General features: G+C 34.0%; 17 protein-coding genes. 11 read left to right on the forward strand and 6 right to left on the reverse strand.

The window, feature by feature from the left end; genetic code table 11:
- The first annotated feature begins 81 nt into the window (after nucleotides 1–81).
- The 4 genes from ACP7AT_RS03050 (at nucleotide 82) to gldD (ending at nucleotide 3,369) form a co-directional block, all read left to right on the forward strand.
- The gene (locus ACP7AT_RS03050) at nucleotides 82–858 is read left to right on the forward strand and encodes a GLPGLI family protein (RefSeq protein WP_426062887.1); all 777 of its coding nucleotides are present in this window, start codon (nucleotides 82–84) and stop codon (nucleotides 856–858) included.
- Nucleotides 859–955: 97 nt separating this feature from the next.
- On the forward strand, nucleotides 956–1,396 hold the full coding sequence (locus ACP7AT_RS03055; protein WP_426062888.1) for a single-stranded DNA-binding protein: 441 nt from the start codon (nucleotides 956–958) through the stop codon (nucleotides 1,394–1,396).
- 23 nt (nucleotides 1,397–1,419) lie between these two features.
- Nucleotides 1,420–2,715 carry a gliding motility-associated protein GldE gene (locus ACP7AT_RS03060; protein WP_426063063.1) on the forward strand — a complete coding sequence of 432 codons (1,296 nt, stop codon included), beginning with the start codon at nucleotides 1,420–1,422 and terminating at the stop codon, nucleotides 2,713–2,715.
- Nucleotides 2,716–2,805: 90 nt separating this feature from the next.
- Complete coding sequence (gldD, locus tag ACP7AT_RS03065; RefSeq protein WP_426062889.1) at nucleotides 2,806–3,369, forward strand: gliding motility lipoprotein GldD; 564 nt, start codon at nucleotides 2,806–2,808, stop codon at nucleotides 3,367–3,369.
- Between the two features lie 174 nt (nucleotides 3,370–3,543).
- Here the strand turns inward: gldD and ACP7AT_RS03070 are convergent, their stop codons facing one another.
- Entirely contained in the window at nucleotides 3,544–3,948 is a 405-nt protein-coding gene (locus ACP7AT_RS03070) for a heavy-metal-associated domain-containing protein (RefSeq protein WP_426062890.1), read from the reverse strand.
- A gap of 110 nt (nucleotides 3,949–4,058) precedes the next feature.
- Here ACP7AT_RS03070 and ACP7AT_RS03075 point away from each other — a divergent pair, with 110 nt between their 5' ends.
- On the forward strand, nucleotides 4,059–4,925 hold the full coding sequence (locus tag ACP7AT_RS03075) for a DMT family transporter (protein WP_426062891.1): 867 nt from the start codon (nucleotides 4,059–4,061) through the stop codon (nucleotides 4,923–4,925).
- 86 nt (nucleotides 4,926–5,011) lie between these two features.
- Here ACP7AT_RS03075 and ACP7AT_RS03080 read toward each other — a convergent pair whose 3' ends face one another.
- On the reverse strand, nucleotides 5,012–7,060 hold the full coding sequence (locus ACP7AT_RS03080) for an insulinase family protein (RefSeq protein WP_426062892.1): 2,049 nt from the start codon (nucleotides 7,058–7,060) through the stop codon (nucleotides 5,012–5,014).
- An 11-nt stretch (nucleotides 7,061–7,071) separates the two neighbouring features.
- Nucleotides 7,072–8,397 carry a M16 family metallopeptidase gene (locus ACP7AT_RS03085; protein ID WP_426062893.1) on the reverse strand — a complete coding sequence of 442 codons (1,326 nt, stop codon included), beginning with the start codon at nucleotides 8,395–8,397 and terminating at the stop codon, nucleotides 7,072–7,074.
- 238 nt (nucleotides 8,398–8,635) lie between these two features.
- Between ACP7AT_RS03085 and rplU the strand changes: the two genes are divergently transcribed.
- Both rplU and rpmA read left to right on the forward strand, forming a co-directional pair.
- Nucleotides 8,636–9,058 (forward strand): 50S ribosomal protein L21, encoded by a 423-nt coding sequence (rplU, locus tag ACP7AT_RS03090; RefSeq protein WP_426062894.1) that lies wholly within the window; start codon nucleotides 8,636–8,638, stop codon nucleotides 9,056–9,058.
- Nucleotides 9,059–9,081: 23 nt separating this feature from the next.
- Nucleotides 9,082–9,348: a 50S ribosomal protein L27 gene (gene rpmA / locus ACP7AT_RS03095; RefSeq protein WP_086453627.1), complete on the forward strand. Its 267-nt coding sequence runs from the start codon at nucleotides 9,082–9,084 to the stop codon at nucleotides 9,346–9,348.
- A 212-nt stretch (nucleotides 9,349–9,560) separates the two neighbouring features.
- On the opposite strand, the gene ACP7AT_RS03100 is transcribed toward rpmA, so the two are convergent.
- The 3 genes from ACP7AT_RS03100 to ahcY form a co-directional block, all read right to left on the reverse strand.
- Nucleotides 9,561–9,899, reverse strand: a complete 339-nt coding sequence (locus ACP7AT_RS03100; protein WP_091203024.1) for a DoxX family protein — start codon at nucleotides 9,897–9,899, stop codon at nucleotides 9,561–9,563.
- 7 nt (nucleotides 9,900–9,906) lie between these two features.
- Nucleotides 9,907–10,245, reverse strand: a complete 339-nt coding sequence (locus ACP7AT_RS03105) for a DoxX family protein (protein WP_426062895.1) — start codon at nucleotides 10,243–10,245, stop codon at nucleotides 9,907–9,909.
- Nucleotides 10,246–10,571: 326 nt separating this feature from the next.
- The gene (gene ahcY, locus ACP7AT_RS03110; protein ID WP_091203022.1) at nucleotides 10,572–11,888 is read right to left on the reverse strand and encodes an adenosylhomocysteinase; all 1,317 of its coding nucleotides are present in this window, start codon (nucleotides 11,886–11,888) and stop codon (nucleotides 10,572–10,574) included.
- A 230-nt stretch (nucleotides 11,889–12,118) separates the two neighbouring features.
- Between ahcY and ACP7AT_RS03115 the strand changes: the two genes are divergently transcribed.
- From ACP7AT_RS03115 to ACP7AT_RS03130, 4 genes are all read left to right on the forward strand, one after another.
- On the forward strand, nucleotides 12,119–12,760 hold the full coding sequence (locus ACP7AT_RS03115; RefSeq protein ID WP_426062896.1) for a 4'-phosphopantetheinyl transferase family protein: 642 nt from the start codon (nucleotides 12,119–12,121) through the stop codon (nucleotides 12,758–12,760).
- Between the two features lie 144 nt (nucleotides 12,761–12,904).
- Complete coding sequence (locus ACP7AT_RS03120) at nucleotides 12,905–13,624, forward strand: geranylgeranylglyceryl/heptaprenylglyceryl phosphate synthase (RefSeq protein ID WP_426062897.1); 720 nt, start codon at nucleotides 12,905–12,907, stop codon at nucleotides 13,622–13,624.
- On the forward strand, nucleotides 13,624–14,259 hold the full coding sequence (gene pnuC, locus ACP7AT_RS03125; RefSeq protein WP_426062898.1) for a nicotinamide riboside transporter PnuC: 636 nt from the start codon (nucleotides 13,624–13,626) through the stop codon (nucleotides 14,257–14,259). Before ACP7AT_RS03120 ends, pnuC begins: the two co-directional genes overlap by 1 nt.
- Entirely contained in the window at nucleotides 14,208–16,331 is a 2,124-nt protein-coding gene (locus ACP7AT_RS03130; RefSeq protein ID WP_426062899.1) for a DUF4301 family protein, read from the forward strand. Before pnuC ends, ACP7AT_RS03130 begins: the two co-directional genes overlap by 52 nt.
- Nucleotides 16,332–16,336 lie beyond the last annotated feature (5 nt).

A 16,336-nucleotide genomic window follows, 5' to 3' on the forward strand; every position in this document is an offset into this window, starting at 1 on the left:
TTTAATGAATGTTTGGAATTTTATATTTTATGAAATTGCTAGGCATCAATCTTTTAAAATTAATTTAAATAAATAAGAAAAATGAAAGTTACGTATCTACTTTTTTTATTGTCGATTATTGGATATTCCCAAACTGTCACGGTTAATTATGCTGAGAAGAACATTTTAAGTAAAGAAAACCTAGAAGCAACTCCTAAGTTTGCGAGAAAGATGAAGCTAGCTTCCCATAATTATATCATGCAATATCAAGACGGTATTTCATTATATAAAAATAGTACAGAAACTAAGAACATAGAAAAGATTGAAGAGGGTGGTTTCGAAGAACCTGAAGCACAGTACAATTTAACCAATTATTTCATAGAGAAATGGTATTATAAAGATTTCAATAAGAATGAGCTGTTATTTAATTTTTATAATGGTAAAAATTTTTATGGGAAAGACAGTTTACTCAAATGGGATTGGAAAATCACCAACGAGACTAAAGAAATTCTTGGTTTTAAATGTAAAAAAGCAACGTCAAATGCTTTTGGTTATTTTTTTATAGCTTGGTTTACGGAGGATATTGCCATCAATGCCGGACCAGAAAAATTCGATGGACTTCCTGGGCTTATATTGTATGTTGGTACTGCATATCATGAAACTCACGCTACTGCATTGAAAATTGAAAAGACTCCGATTGAAATAGTAAAACCGGAAACACCTAAAGAAACCGTTACTATGGCGCAAGTTGAGAGTTATGTCAAAGTTAAGGTCAGTGAGTTTAATTCAGGACCTAAAACTACCACTGAAATTAGAGGGAACAGCACAATTACTAGAATAAAAATTTCCAGCAAAAAGCAGAGTATTGAAGGTCATTAAAGTGTAAAACGTTACAAATTGTGCTTCATAATTTTATTGAAAAGGAATTATAGAGTTTCTAAAAAAATGTATCTTTGATAAAATACTACATTCTAAAATGAACGGAACATTAAATAAGGTTATGCTAATTGGTTTTCTTGGCGATGATGTCAAAATGCATTATTTTGACGGAGGCAATTGTATCGGAAGATTTCAGTTGGCAACAAACGAAGTGTATATCAACAAAACTACGAATGAAAAAATCACTTCTACAGAGTGGCATAATTTGGTAGTACGCAATAAAGCCGCTGAACTTTGTGAAAAATACCTTTCTAAAGGCGATAAAATATATGTGGAAGGACGTATTAAGTCCCGCCAATGGCAGTCAGAGGACGGAAGCACAAAACACACCTCTGAAATTCAGGTAACCGAATTTACTTTTCTTTCCACAAAAAAAGACAGTGAAAACAACAAACAAATTCCTGCAGCTGATATTGCTAAAAACACTAATTTTGACCCGGAAAATAATGTCTTGCCTATTAATGACTTGCCATTTTGATTGTTTAATTAATCTTGACTAATTTGGACCCAGAGCCCAGTTTATTTTTTGCTTACGTTATTGATACTAATGTAGTATTTGGCTTTACAGGAATAGTTATTTTGCTGTTTTGTTCCGCTTTAATTTCAGGTGCCGAAGTAGCCTTGTTTTCGTTGTCACAAAAAGACATTGACGAAACGCTGCAAGAAAACAACTCTAAAGGGAAACTTATTGCTGCACTTTTAGAAAAACCAAAAAAACTCGTGGCGACACTTCTTGTTGCTAATAATTTCATCACTATTTCGGTAGTATTATTGTTTTCATTTGTTGGGAAAACTATTTTTTCGGCAGTAACAGCACCACTTTTAAAATTTATTCTGGAAGTACTGACCGCGACTTTTTTAATTTTATTATTCGGTCAGGTCTTGCCAAAAGTATACGCCAGTAGAAACAATAGAAAGTTTGCCAAATTGATTGTGTATCCAGTTGCTTTTTTGGACAAATTGCTTTCGCCAATAAGTTTACCCATGCGCGCTGCAACAATTTATCTGCATAATAAATTGGGAAAGCAAAAAACAAATTTCTCCGTAGATCAATTATCACAAGCCTTAGAATTAACAGCTTCGGATCAAACTTCTACCGAAGAGCAAAAAATTTTAGAAGGAATTGTAAGCTTTGGAAATACCGATACAAAGCAAGTAATGAGTCCCCGAATCGATATATTTGCTTTAGAAATAGACGAATCCTTCTCTGTTATTTGTCCTAAAATCATAGAAAAAGGATTTTCCAGAATTCCAGTGTATCGAGACAATATAGACCAGATAGAAGGCGTTTTGTATGTCAAAGATTTGCTTCCGCATATTAACACGAATGAATTTGACTGGAAATCATTGTTGCGAGAGCCTTTCTTTGTTCCTGAAAATAAAAAACTGGACAATTTGTTGAAAGATTTTCAGAGTATGAAAAGCCATCTCGCGATAGTTGTCGATGAATATGGAGGAACTTCCGGTTTGGTATCACTTGAAGATGTTATTGAAGAAATTGTAGGGGATATCAGTGATGAATTTGACGATGAGAATATTAATTTTTCTCAAATTGATGATAAAAATTATCTTTTTGAAGGAAAAATAAACCTTAAGGATTTTTACAGAATAATTGATGTCGACGAAGAATTATTCGAAATAAAAAAAGGAGAAGCTGAGACATTGGCTGGTTTTATTCTTGAAATTTTAGGAAATTTTCCAAAAAAAAATCAGAGAATTTCATTCGAAAATTGTCTGTTTACAATAGAAGCCGTGGATCAAAAGCGGGTGAAGCAAATAAAAGTAACAATTGAATAATCCTTCCCCTAGCCCCCTCCGAAGGAAAGGGAATTCTTGTGGAATACGATTCTTTAAAAAAATAAAAGATTAAATAAATTTAGAATAGAAATGTTTAAAAAAATAATCACTTTTTCGGCAATAGTAATAATGTCATTATTGAGTTTCAGTTGTAAAGATGATGTCTTGCCAAAACCCTCCAGCCATCTTCGTCTGGATTATCCGGAAGCTAAATATGTAAATTTTGCAAATGAATGTCCTTTTACTTTTGAAATGAATTCGGCTGCCATTATCAAAAAAGAGACGGATTGCGGTTTTACCATTACGTATCCAAAAATGAAAGCAACTATTTATCTTACCTACAAACCTGTTGCGAAAAATATTAATGAACTGTTGCGGGATGCGCAAAAATTGACTTTTGAACATGTGATAAAAGCGGACGATATTCTTGAACAACCGTATTTGAATTCCGATAAAAAAGTGTACGGTATGTTTTATCAGGTAGAGGGAAATGCGGCCACAAACTCACAGTTTTATGCTACTGACAGCACGCGACATTTTGTGACAGGTTCCGTTTACTTCTATGCAAAACCCAATTATGATTCTATTATGCCGGCGGCGAGTTATATCAAAAATGACATGCAGCGACTGATGGAAACCTTGAAATGGAAATAATAACACTGTAAATTTTCAACAAGCAATATTTTTTTATAATCATACAAGACATTTAAGCACTAGCAAACGTGTAAATATTGGATACAATGCTTTCTTAAATGAATTTGACTTTCTTGTATAAAAAAAGCATTCGGTTACTGGCGAATGCTTTTTTTGGCAATTTAAAAGGCTGAATTAGGACTTCATATTTGAGACTTTGTATGTTTTACCGTCTGCGGCGGCTTCGACAACTTTTGTCAATTTTTCTGGAGTTTGAACTGTTTTGTCAAAAGTTACAGTAGCTAATTTTTTTTCAAAATCTACCGTTGCTTTCTGAACGCCGTCCAGTTTGGTTAAATCCTCTTGAATCGTTTTGGCACAACCCACAGCGCATGTCATTCCTTCCACAGAGAAACTCGCTGTCTGAAGATTGGCAGCTGCAATTTTCTTCGGCTGTTCGCTATCGTTCGGGTCTTTTTCGATTTTTATAGCTTCTGTAGTTGCTGTTTCTATTGAAACCATTTCCGTTTCTTTTTCTTTACAGCCTACAAATAAAATGCTTGCAAGTACTAGCGTTACGATTGATTTTTTATAATTCATTATGATGTATATTTTTAAAGGTTAAAAGCGTGTTTGTATTTCACAAAATTAATTAAAAAAAGAAGGACTAATTCATAAAATAATTACAATTTTGGGGCAAAATTATTTTTATGGAATCGAAGCAGTTAAAATGGTTGTACTTGATGGTTCTTGCCTTGGTGTGGGGAAGTTCATTCATACTAATAAAAAAAGGATTAATTGGTTTAACGGCTTTACAGTTGGGATCGTTGCGAATCATTTTTGCCGCTGTTTTTTTAATATTGATAGGGTTTAAAAGTTTGTCCAAAATTCCGGCGAATAAATGGAAATACATTGCTTTAACATCTTTATTCGGGACATTTATACCCGCTTACTTATTTGCGATTGCACAGACTGAAATTGATAGTTCCGTGAGTTCTATTTTGAATTCGCTAACTCCTTTGAATACATTAATTCTTGGCGCTTTAGTTTTTGGACTGCAATTCAAAAGAAATCAAATTTTTGGAATTCTAATTGGTTTATTAGGAAGCGCCTTGTTGATCTTGAACGGTGCCATGCATCATCCCGAACAAAACTATTATTATGCAATTTTAGTTCTAATAGCGTCGATATGTTACGCAGTAAATGTGAATTTAATCAAAAAATATTTGCATGATTTGAGTCCGCTGAGTATTACTACCGGGAATTTTATGGTATTGTTTTTTCCGGCATCCATAATCTTGTTTTTCTCCGGTTTCTTCGAAATAGTAAATGATGTGAAAGTGCAGGAATCGATTATGTTTATAATGATTCTTGGGGTTGTGGGAACCGGAATTGCGAATATTTTGTTTTTTAAATTGATCCAAATGTCTTCACCAGTTTTTGCTACTTCAGTAACCTATTTGATTCCTGTTGTTGCTTTTTGCTGGGGATTATTAGACAATGAAATGCTTACGTCAGTGCAGTTTTTTGGTGCCTTTATTATTTTAATCGGAGTATATTTATCATCGAAGAAGTAATGATTAATTTGAAAAGTTTAAATAGCATAAAAAAATAAAGGCTGTCCAAAAAATAGACAGCCTTTATTCACTCATTCAAATTTTGATTATTGAAAATCAGCATCTGAAACACCTTCATTAATTTTTACATCAGACATTTTTATATCCAATTCAAAACCTACATTTTGTATGATATTAAAAGGAACTTTTACTCCTTTTACTTCTTTGTAATCTGCATAATTTGTAGTTTGTGTGATGCTTTTACCGCCTTGTTCAACTACTTTAGATTCGGCTAATTTCAAACCAGATGCTACGTCATAAAACAAAGTAGTTTTTCCGTTTTTAACAGCATAAGCGTCTTTTCCGTTTATAGACTCAATAGATTCTAAAGTTAATCCTTGTTTTTTAGAAAGAGATAATTCTTCAAATGGTGTTGCAGCCGCTTTCATGTCTGTTAGCATTGTTCCTTCGATGTTTTGGCGCTGTCCTTGTTGCATTACGTAAGCTCCTTTTTCATTTACTACTTGTTTCATTATGCTCATTGTTCCCATGGCTAATTCAACCATAAGTTTTCCTTTAGCATCAATTTTAGAAGTAAAATTTAATGGAGAAGGCGCTTGTGGAATTGTTGTAGTTCCAATCATTGCGATTGTTTTTACAGCCGAAGCTGCTTTTTCTCCACCAATAACTTTGATGTAATTGTCAATAACGCTTTTTGCAGTAACTCCAGCGGGAACCGATTTTTTGAATTCAGGTTTAGCCGTTGGATTTCCGTACTTATCAAAGTACGATACCGGGAATTTTAATTTTTCTAAGCCAGGAGCTACATCAGCTGCTTTTCCTACAATTACTACTCTGCTATTATTTTCCAAGAAGTATTTGTTTGCTACTCTTAAAATGTCATTTGCTGTTACAGCGCTGATATTTTTGATGTAATTTTCGTAAAAATCAGCCGGTAAACTTTGAGTTTGAATTCTCAAAGCATATCCAGCTACCGTTTGTGGTTTTTCAATTTGCATTACAAATCGTCCAATGTATCCTGCTTTTACGCTGGCTAACATTTCGTCAGTCACTTTTTCAGTTCTGATTTTTTTGAATTCTTTGAAAATTTCCATAACCGTACTGTCTGTTACTGCATTACGAACTTGAGTAGAAGCAGTGAAACTAGAAACGCGTTTGTCTCCGTAAATGCTAGTTCTAGCGCCATACGTCCATCCGTGAGCTTCTCTTAAGTTCATATTAATGTAACTGTTGAAATCACCTCCAAGGATTTGGTTTGCTATCAAAACGGCAAAATAATCAGGATCAGTCATTTTAAGTTTCGAAATATTCCCTACCGAAACTTCTGATTGAACTGCATTCGGCATATCAATAAAATTGATTTGTGTTGCCGAAACATCTTTTGGATCGTTGTAAGAAATAGAAGGAGCAGCTGCTTTTTTCCATGAACCAAAGAATTTCTCTACCATTTTTTTTGTTTCTTTGAATTTTACATCACCAACAATAATTAGGTAAGCGTTACTTGGAACAAAATAAGTATTGTAATTTGCTTTTACATCCGCAAGTGTTACATTTTTCAACGTAGCTTCGCTTACATATTCTCCCGCTGGATGATTTTTTCCGTAAGTCAAAACATTTAGAACTCTTGCTGCTACTGCTGAAACGCTTTTTTCATTTGCTTTCAGGCCTTCAATAAGTTTTGTTTTTTCTTTGTCAAATTCTTCTTGGGTGAAGTTTGGGTTTAATGCACCATCAGCCATTAATTCTAAAACTCTTCCAGAATATTTAGATAATGCGCTTGCAGAAGCACCATTAGAACTAAAATTGATGTTGGCTCCCAGAAAATCTACTTCTTCATTGAAAGCCGTTTTAGAAATTTTAGTAGTTCCGCTTCCAATTAAAGTACTGGTCATGTCAGCAACTCCTTTTTTGTCGCCTTCAGCGTACGGATCATTGTCTAACGTAAGACTGAATGATACTCGAGGTAATTTATGGTTTTCAACCACCATAACTTTTAAACCATTTTTTAATTCAAATGTTATCGGTTTTCCAATTTTTATGGTTGGAGCGACTCCGGGTTTTGGCTGAGGGATGATTTGTCCTTGCATGATTACTGTTAAGAACAAGCTTGATAAAATTAATATTGATTTTTTCATAATGATATATCTTAGTTTTGAGCTTTGTCTTTAGATGGAACGTAATCCAAAACTAATCTTTGGTTTGGATTTAAATATTTCTTGGCAATATCTCTGATTTCTTCACGAGTGATGGAACGGTAGATTTCGATTTCGGTATTAATTAAGTTTACATCACCGTATAACAAATGGTACGAAGCCAAGTTGTCAGCAATACCGTCAATCGTCGAGTTGCTGTTTACATACTGATTTTCGAATTTATTTTGTAATTTTTGTAAGTCTTTTTCAGAAAGTAATTCCGTTTGAAGCTTTACAATTTCCAAGTCGATTTCGGCAAGAATATTCTCAGCAGTGTTTGGAGCTTGTGGCAAGCCGTAAATGATGTAACTTCCGTAATCTTCTTGACTATTACTAAAAGCACCAATTTGTAGGGCCATTTTCTTGTCGTCAACTATTTTTTTGTATAATCTTGAGCTTTTTCCATCGCTTAAAATAGATGAAATCATGTCTAGCACTCTAGCATCTCTGGTTTTCATAGACGGCGTTCTGTACGCTGCTACAATTGCTGGAATTTGGATGTTAGCATCTTCAAATTTAGCTTTGATGGTTTGAGTAATCGGTTCTTCAACAAATTTTTCTCTTTGAATAGCAGCTCCTTTTTTTATAGGTCCAAAATATTTTTGAATCCATTCCTTGGCTTGTTCATTTTTGAAATCACCGGCAACAATCAAAACAGCATTATTCGGAATGTAAAATTTCTTGTTGAAAGCTTGGAATTCTTCTAATGTTGCAGCGTCTAAATGGCTCATAGATCCAATAGTTGCCCAACGGTATGGGTGTTTTGTAAAAATATTCTTTTTTACTTCCGCTAAAAAGTTTCCGTAAGGCTGATTGTCAACACGTAGTCTTTTTTCTTCTTTCACCACTTCGTTTTGAGTATTAACACCAATTTGATTAATTACTGGATGCAACATTCTTTCTGCTTCCATCCACAAACCTAATTCTAGGTTGTTAGAAGGGAAAACTTCATAGTAATACGTTCTGTCATCAGTAGTGTTCGCATTATTCACACCGCCGTTTCCGGTCACAATCTTAAACCACTCACCGCGTTTGATATTTTCGGTTCCTTCAAATAACAAATGTTCAAAAAAGTGAGCAAAACCAGTTCTCTCCGGATTTTCGTCTTTGGCACCCACGTGGTACATTACTGACGTAATAACAGTAGGAGCAGATGGATCGTTGTGCAAAATTACATGCAGGCCATTGTCTAATTTGTATTCCTCAAAAGCTACTTTCTGCGCTGAAGCGACTCCTCCTAGCATAAACAAAGCACCTAAAGCCATTAATGAATTTTTCATAAGGTTAATAATTTTGTTAATATGTTAAGTTAGTAGGAGATTTAATTTTTTGTTACACAAAAATCATTTTGGCGTGGGAGATTTAACATTAGTTCATCAAGATGTTTCATACAAAAGCTTTAAAAAGTCAATGAAATATAGAATTGTGACGTAAAGAATGTTTTTTTTCTTCAACAGATTGCGAGGTAAATATTTAATTGTATATTTGCAACCTTAAAAATTATTAAAACAATCCAGTATGTATGCAATCGTAGAGATAGCAGGGCAACAGTTCAAAGTAAGCAAAGACTTAAAGGTTTATGTTCACCGTTTGACTAATGAAGAAGGTTCAAAAGTTTCTTTTGACAAAGTTCTTTTATTAGATGACAACGGAACAATCACTTTAGGCGCCCCAGCTATAGAAGGTGCTTCAGTAGAAGCTAAAGTGTTACAACACTTAAAAGGAGATAAAGTTATCGTTTTCAAAAAGAAAAGAAGAAAAGGATACAAAAAGAGAAACGGTCACAGACAATATCTTACTCAAATTGTAATTGAAGGTATTACTGGTGGTGGTGCAAAGAAAGCAGCTCCTAAAAAAGCAGCAGCTGAAGCAACTACAGAAGAAGTTGAAGCTCCTAAGAAAAAGGTAGCTAAAGCTAAAAAAGAAGATACACAAGAATAATAACAAAATAAAACTAATACGTCATGGCTCACAAGAAAGGTGTCGGTAGTTCAAAGAATGGTAGAGAATCAGAATCAAAACGTTTAGGCGTTAAGATATTTGGTGGTCAAGCTGCTATTGCTGGGAACATCATCGTAAGACAAAGAGGTTCAAAACATAATCCAGGTGCAAACGTTTACATTAGTAAAGACCACACACTACACGCAAGAGTAGATGGAGTTGTTTTCTTCCAAAAGAAAAGAGATAACAAATCGTATGTTTCCATACTTCCATTCGAAGTTGAAGCATAATTGATTTTCTCAATTATTTAAAAACCCGTCCCGATTTTATCGGGACGGGTTTTTTGGTTTTAATATTTCATGAAAAATTGATATCATGAATTATGTTTGAAGTTTCGATTGCAGATTTTTTATACCTAAATGGGTTTGTATGTTCATTTAAGAAAAGTTGTTGCTATTTTAAAAAACCTCGCTGACTGCAATAAAACTAAACTTCTGATTATTTATTCTAAGGTTTTATATAAAATATAGCTGTTCAAAAGAAAGTAAAAAAAGGCGGGTAAGGAAACTAACAAAGAATCTTTCATCTTTATTCTTACGCCCACACCAAGCAGCATCAACAAAGCTAAGCCGCCTGAGGCAAAAACTAAAATAGTGTAATTCTGGATGCCTATAAATAAACCAAAAGCGCCTGTCAATTCTAAAACAGCGGTTAATATTCCAAACTTTTCGAGGCCAAAGCGTTTGAATTCGTTTTTCATATTTGTAGAAACAAAATAAGCGATTCCGTAAATAAGAAACGAGGCTGCCGAAAAGAAAATAAGTACATTTAAGAAATTCATATTTTAATTATTTGGAAGCGAATAGTGCGACAAAAAGGGATAACGCCAAAAGGAATAAAGATGGAAAATGTTTAGACCAGGGATTTTTTGCTTTAAAATGAAAAAATTGTGCGCTTGCCATTAAAAAAGCCATTAAAAGTGCCGGTATAAAGACTAATTCAGGATACCAAATTCCTGTTATTAATAACGTTGCTAACACTATTTTAGAAGCGCCTACAATATTTCGTGTTAAATCAGAAAGTCCATATTGTTTAAATTCTTTAACGATGTTATCAAATCTAAAAATCCAAACATAACCTACAGACAGCGCGATTACAAGTTGGGCGATAATAGAATAAGTATTCATGATTTTGTAGTTAAGGTTATTTTTTTTCGGTTTTATGATTAAGTCTTTTCAATAAGTTGAATTTCCTGAACAAAAATAATTCTCTCAAATATACCATAAACTTAGATTATAATGATTCTGTTACTGATTTATTAATAATAGGTTTTACTTTTATTGGGATGTGAATTAAACCTTGGTCTTTACACATTTTAATTAGTAATTAAAATCCGTGATATGCTCATACTAACAACAACAAGTCGCGTAACGTGGTCACGCCCAAAAACAAACAACCCTCGCATTTCTGCAAGGGTTCTAAAAATCCAATAATCTAAAAATCTAATTTCAGACTAATATCTGTAATATTCTGGTTTGAATGGACCTTCAACTGGAACACCTATATAATCAGCTTGATCAGTACGTAAAGTCTCCAATTCAACACCTAACTTAGCCAAGTGTAGCATTGCTACTTTCTCATCTAAATGTTTTGGTAACATGTAAACTTCATTATTGTATGACGCGCTGTTTTTCCATAATTCGATTTGAGCAAGCGTTTGGTTTGTAAATGAGTTACTCATTACAAAACTTGGGTGACCCGTAGCACAACCAAGGTTTACTAAACGACCTTCAGCAAGGATAAGAATATCTTTTCCAGCAATAGTATATTTGTCAACTTGTGGTTTAATTTCGATTTTTGAGGCACCATGGTTTGTGTTCAACCAAGCCATATCAATTTCGTTATCAAAATGCCCGATGTTACAAACGATAGTTTTGTCTTTCATTTTTTCAAAATGAGAACCCAAAACGATATCTTTATTTCCAGTAGTGGTAATGATAATATCAGCAGTAGCAATAACGGTATCTAATTTTTTTACTTCAAAACCGTCCATTGCGGCTTGAAGCGCACAAATTGGGTCAATTTCAGTAACAGTAACAATAGATCCAGCACCTCTAAAAGAAGCCGCAGTTCCTTTACCCACGTCACCGTAACCACAAACGATTACTCTTTTTGCAGCAAGCATAATATCAGTTGCGCGACGAACCGCATCAACTGCAGATTCTTTACAACCGTATTTGTTATCAAATTTCGATTTAGTAACCGAGTCATTAACGTTGATCGCCGGCATTGGCAATGTTCCCGCTTTTACTCTTTCGTACAATCTGTGAACTCCAGTGGTAGTTTCTTCAGATAATCCTTTTATTCCTGCAACCAATTCCGGGAAACGATCGATAACCATATTAGTCAAATCTCCACCGTCATCAAGAATCATATTCAATGGTTTTCTGTCTTCACCAAAAAATAATGTTTGCTCAATACACCAGTCAAAATCTTCCTCGTTCAAACCTTTCCAAGCATAAACTTGAATTCCTGCAGCAGCAATCGCAGCAGCAGCTTGATCTTGAGTTGAGAAAATGTTACAAGAACTCCAAGTCACTTCAGCACCAAGAGCGATTAAAGTTTCAATCAAAACCGCAGTTTGGATTGTCATGTGCAAACATCCTGCAATACGAGCACCAGCAAGTGGTTGTTCGTTTTTGTATTCAGCGCGAAGTGCCATTAAACCAGGCATTTCAGCTTCAGCTAATTCAATTTCTTTTCTTCCCCAAGCCGCTAGAGAAATGTCTTTTACTTTGAAAGCCACAAAAGGCATAGTTGTAGTACTCATTTATAGTATATTTGTAATTGTAAATTTTTTGCAAATTTACGTAATAACTTTAGAATTTAACTGTTTTCCAAAAGATTTATGAATTGTTTAATTGGCTAATCTTTTGAACATTAACTAAATAATTTTTATTAGGAGCTATTTCCCGCTTTTTGTTTTAATCTTTTTATTTTTAAAAAAAAATAAAAAGGATTTTCACTTCAATCGGGGCTAAAAATCTAGATCATAACACGATGCCACTTTTCAAAACGATAAATTTATCTCGAATCGTCGGGAACACCACGCAAATTCTTGTTTGGAAGGTAACCGAATCCTATGCAGAATTATTAGAACAAGTAATCTTAAACGAGACCAATCGCATGCGGCTCGACGGGATGAAATCCGAAATGCACCAGCGCGCATTTCTCAGTGTTCGCAAATTATTGCAGGAAACGGGCCACACTGATTTAGATTTGTATTACGATGAATTTGGAAAACCGCATCTTTATGGAGAAAAGCATATTTCAATAACGCATTCGCATAACTTTTCGGCGATTATTATCAGTGACGAAACCGTAGGAATCGATATCGAATTGCAAAGAGATAAAATCACCCGGATCGCAGATAAATTTTGTAATTCGGAATTTAAGTTCTTGGATATGGACAGTGAAGAATACATTCGAAAATTAACGGTTATTTGGGGTGCCAAAGAAGCCATTTTCAAAATTAGAAACGAAAAAGGAATCAGTTTCAAAAATCATATAAACGTTCAGTCATTCGAATTAAATGTTAAACAAAATGACGCGAAACTTCATTTTAATAATTTGATTATGGATTTTAATATTCATTTTGAAGAAATAGAAGGTTTTACATTAGTTTATGCTTTCCAAAAATAGTGTCCAGAATTCAGTATTCCGTCGCGCAGTTTGTCATGTTGTGCCCGAAATGGCCAAGCAATGACAACACAGGTAATAATTAATCATACTAATTAACAGAAATCAGTTTAAATCTGTAAAATCCGCGTAATCTGCGTGCCAAAAATGACAAACATTTATAACGAAATCATTCAATCTAAAGTCGAACGTCAAAAACTTCTGGCGATTCTTCTGGATCCTGATAAAGTAGTTTTGGAAAATTTATCCGATTTAATTTCAAAAATAAATCAATCGCCGGCAACTCATATTTTCATTGGCGGAAGCCAGGTTACAACTACTATTCTAGACGAACTAATTGTAAAAATTAAACAAAACTGTAATTTGCCAGTAGTTCTTTTTCCCGGAAATCCTTCCCAGATTTCAGCGGAAGCAGATGCCATTTTGTTTTTGTCATTAATCTCTGGTCGTAATCCGGATTATTTAATCGAACATCAAGTAAAAGCCGCGCCCATTTTAAAACAAACAAAACTTGAAATTATTTCAACGGGATATATTCTTATAGACAGTGGCACAGAAACAGCGGTAGAACGTGTAAGTAAAACCAAGCCTTTAGACCGGAGCAATTTAGATTTAGTATTGGCAACCGCACAAGCAGGCGAAATGTTAGGCAATAAGTTGATTTATTTAGAGGCGGGAAGCGGTGCGAAACAAGCCATTCCGCTTGAAATGATTGCATTAATTGCTCAAAATATTAAAGTTCCATTACTCGTTGGCGGCGGAATCGTAGATTTGCAGGGAATCAAGAATGCGTATGACTTCGGAGCTGATTTAGTAATTATAGGAACTGCTTTTGAAAAGGATATTAATTTTTTTAACCATAATTAATGATAGATTATTTTTTTTCACAATACAGCGAATATCCAACATTAGACATTATATTGGAAATTATAGCTGTCATTTTTGGATTATTGAGTGTTTGGTACGCCAAAAAAGATAATATTTTAGTTTTTCCAACCGGATTAGTAAGTACATCCATATTTGTATATTTGCTTTGGAAATGGACGCTATGGGGAGATATGATGATAAATGGCTATTATTTTGTTATGAGTATTTATGGCTGGTATCATTGGACTCGCAAAAAAGGGGATACTGAAGAATTTCCCATTTCAAAAATTTCGAGTTCAGAAAAACGAATTGCAATAATTCTTTTTATATTTACTGTCGCCTTCGTTGTCTCAGTTTATTATTATTTTGATAAATTCACCACTTGGTATGCCTATATAGATACATTCATTACAGGGATTTTCTTTGTGGGAATGTGGCTGATGGCCAAAAGAAAAGTAGAAAATTGGATATTTTGGATTGTTGGAGATGTAATTTCCATTCCGTTATATTTTGCAAAAGGCTATACTTTTACCAGTTTTCAATACGTAGTATTTACAATAGTTGCCATTTTTGGCTATTTAGAATGGAAGAAAATCTCAGACAACTCCAGCAAACTGGAACCACAGAAATTATAAAAATTGCTCTTTTTGGTCCCGAAAGTACTGGCAAAACCACATTGGCCAAACAACTTGCGGAATATTATAAAACCGAATGGGTTCCTGAGTTTGCACGCGATTATTTACAAGAAAAATGGAACTCAATTCAACAAATATGTACTGTTGACGACATGCTTTCAATTGCTTATGGTCAAGCCAAATTAGAAAATGAGCGAACGCTGATTGCCAATAAATATCTTTTTTGTGATACTAATTTAATGGTGACTAAAGTTTTTTCGGAGGTATATTATAACTATTGTGACCCGTTGTTGAATGAAGCGGCTCGCAATCACGAGTATGATTTGTTTTTTCTAACGGACATTGATGTGCCTTGGGAAAGAGACGACTTGAGAGACAAAGCCGAAGGCAGAGAGTCTGTTTTTGCGGTGTTTAAGCAATCATTGATCGATAATAATAAGCCATTCATAACACTTTCCGGAAACAAGGATTTGCGACTTCAAAAAGCAATTGCTATTATCGATGATTTGAATTTAGCGAGAGAATTAGGGTTTTCATCAGCTGATTTTGTATATATAAAGGAGTGTGGAATTCCAATGAAAAATATTCAAAAGCAATTGAATTTTTTTAAAGAGGGAATACCAAAAGCGGATGTCATTAATCCGGCAACATTGTCAAATGGTATTTTGAAATTATCTGAAAAAGATTTTCAAGAAAAAGCTAATTTTTTTGATGCCCATAAATTAAACCTAAAATTAAACAAATTTGTTCCAGCTTCTGGGGCAGCCAGCAGAATGTTTAAGTTTTTGACGGAATTTATTAATGAATTTGATATTGAAAACGAATCGATAAACGCTTACATCAACCGAAAAAAAGCAAGTAAACTTTCTATTTTCATAGTAGGAATGGAGCAATTTCCTTTTTTTAAAGCAATAGATAAGCAACTGAGAGCGGAGTTTACAGATTTTGATTCTTTGGACCGCAGTTTTAAGAATTACTATTTTATAAAATTACTTTTGTCATCGAAATCTTTTGATTTTGCAAATCAGCCAAAAGGCATTCTTCCTTTTCACAAGTATAAAACCCATATCGCAACTCCTGTTGAAGAGCATTTGCTGGAATGCACTCATTATTCAAGTGCTAATAATAGTTCTCATTTGCATTTTACAGTTTCAGAATCACAGCAACAACATTTTGAAAACATCATAGATACCATTAAACCTGAAATTGAAAATAAGTCAGGTGTAACAATAAATATTAGTTATTCGTATCAAAATAAAAGCACAGATACCCTTGCGGTAACTACGAAAAATAAGCCTTTGCGAGATGAAAACGGACAATTAGTTTTTAGACCCGCAGGCCATGGAGCTTTGATTGAAAATTTGAATAATCTGGATGCTGATATTGTGTTTATCAAAAATATTGATAATGTAATTCAAAATAATTTAGAGAAAATTTCTCTGTACAAAAAAGGCTTGGCGGGGTTATTATTAGGGATTCAGCAAAAGGTTTTTAGTTATTTAAACGCTTTGGATTCTGTTTCAATTGAACCCGAATTAATAGATGAAATTATTCTTTTTTTGAAGGATAATTTAAATGTTTCAATGAAGGATGGTTTTTATTCCAAAAGCTTGAAAAATAAAATTACGGAACTGCAAACGATTTTAAACAGACCAATACGTGTATGTGGAATGGTGAAAAACGAGGGAGAACCTGGCGGTGGTCCATTTTGGTTACGGGATGATCTAGGAGGGATTTCATTACAAATAGTAGAAAGTTCTCAATTCGATTTGGATAATGATACTCAAAAGGCAATTCTGAATGCCGCTACGCATTTCAATCCGGTTGATTTAGTTTGTGGCATTAAAAATTATAAAAATGAGAATTTTGATCTGACTCAATTTGTGGACGACAACAGCGGTTTTATTGTTGAAAAAAATGTGTCGGGCGAAAGTATCAAAGGATACGAATTACCCGGTTTGTGGAACGGCGCAATGGCAAACTGGCTGACGGTTTTTGTTCAAGTGCCTTTGATTACTTTTAATCCAGTAAAAACAGTGAATGATTTGTTGAAACCTGCACATCAATCTTAAAAAAT

The organism is Flavobacterium sp. DSP2-3-1, from assembly GCF_049896865.1.
GTDB lineage: Bacteria > Bacteroidota > Bacteroidia > Flavobacteriales > Flavobacteriaceae > Flavobacterium.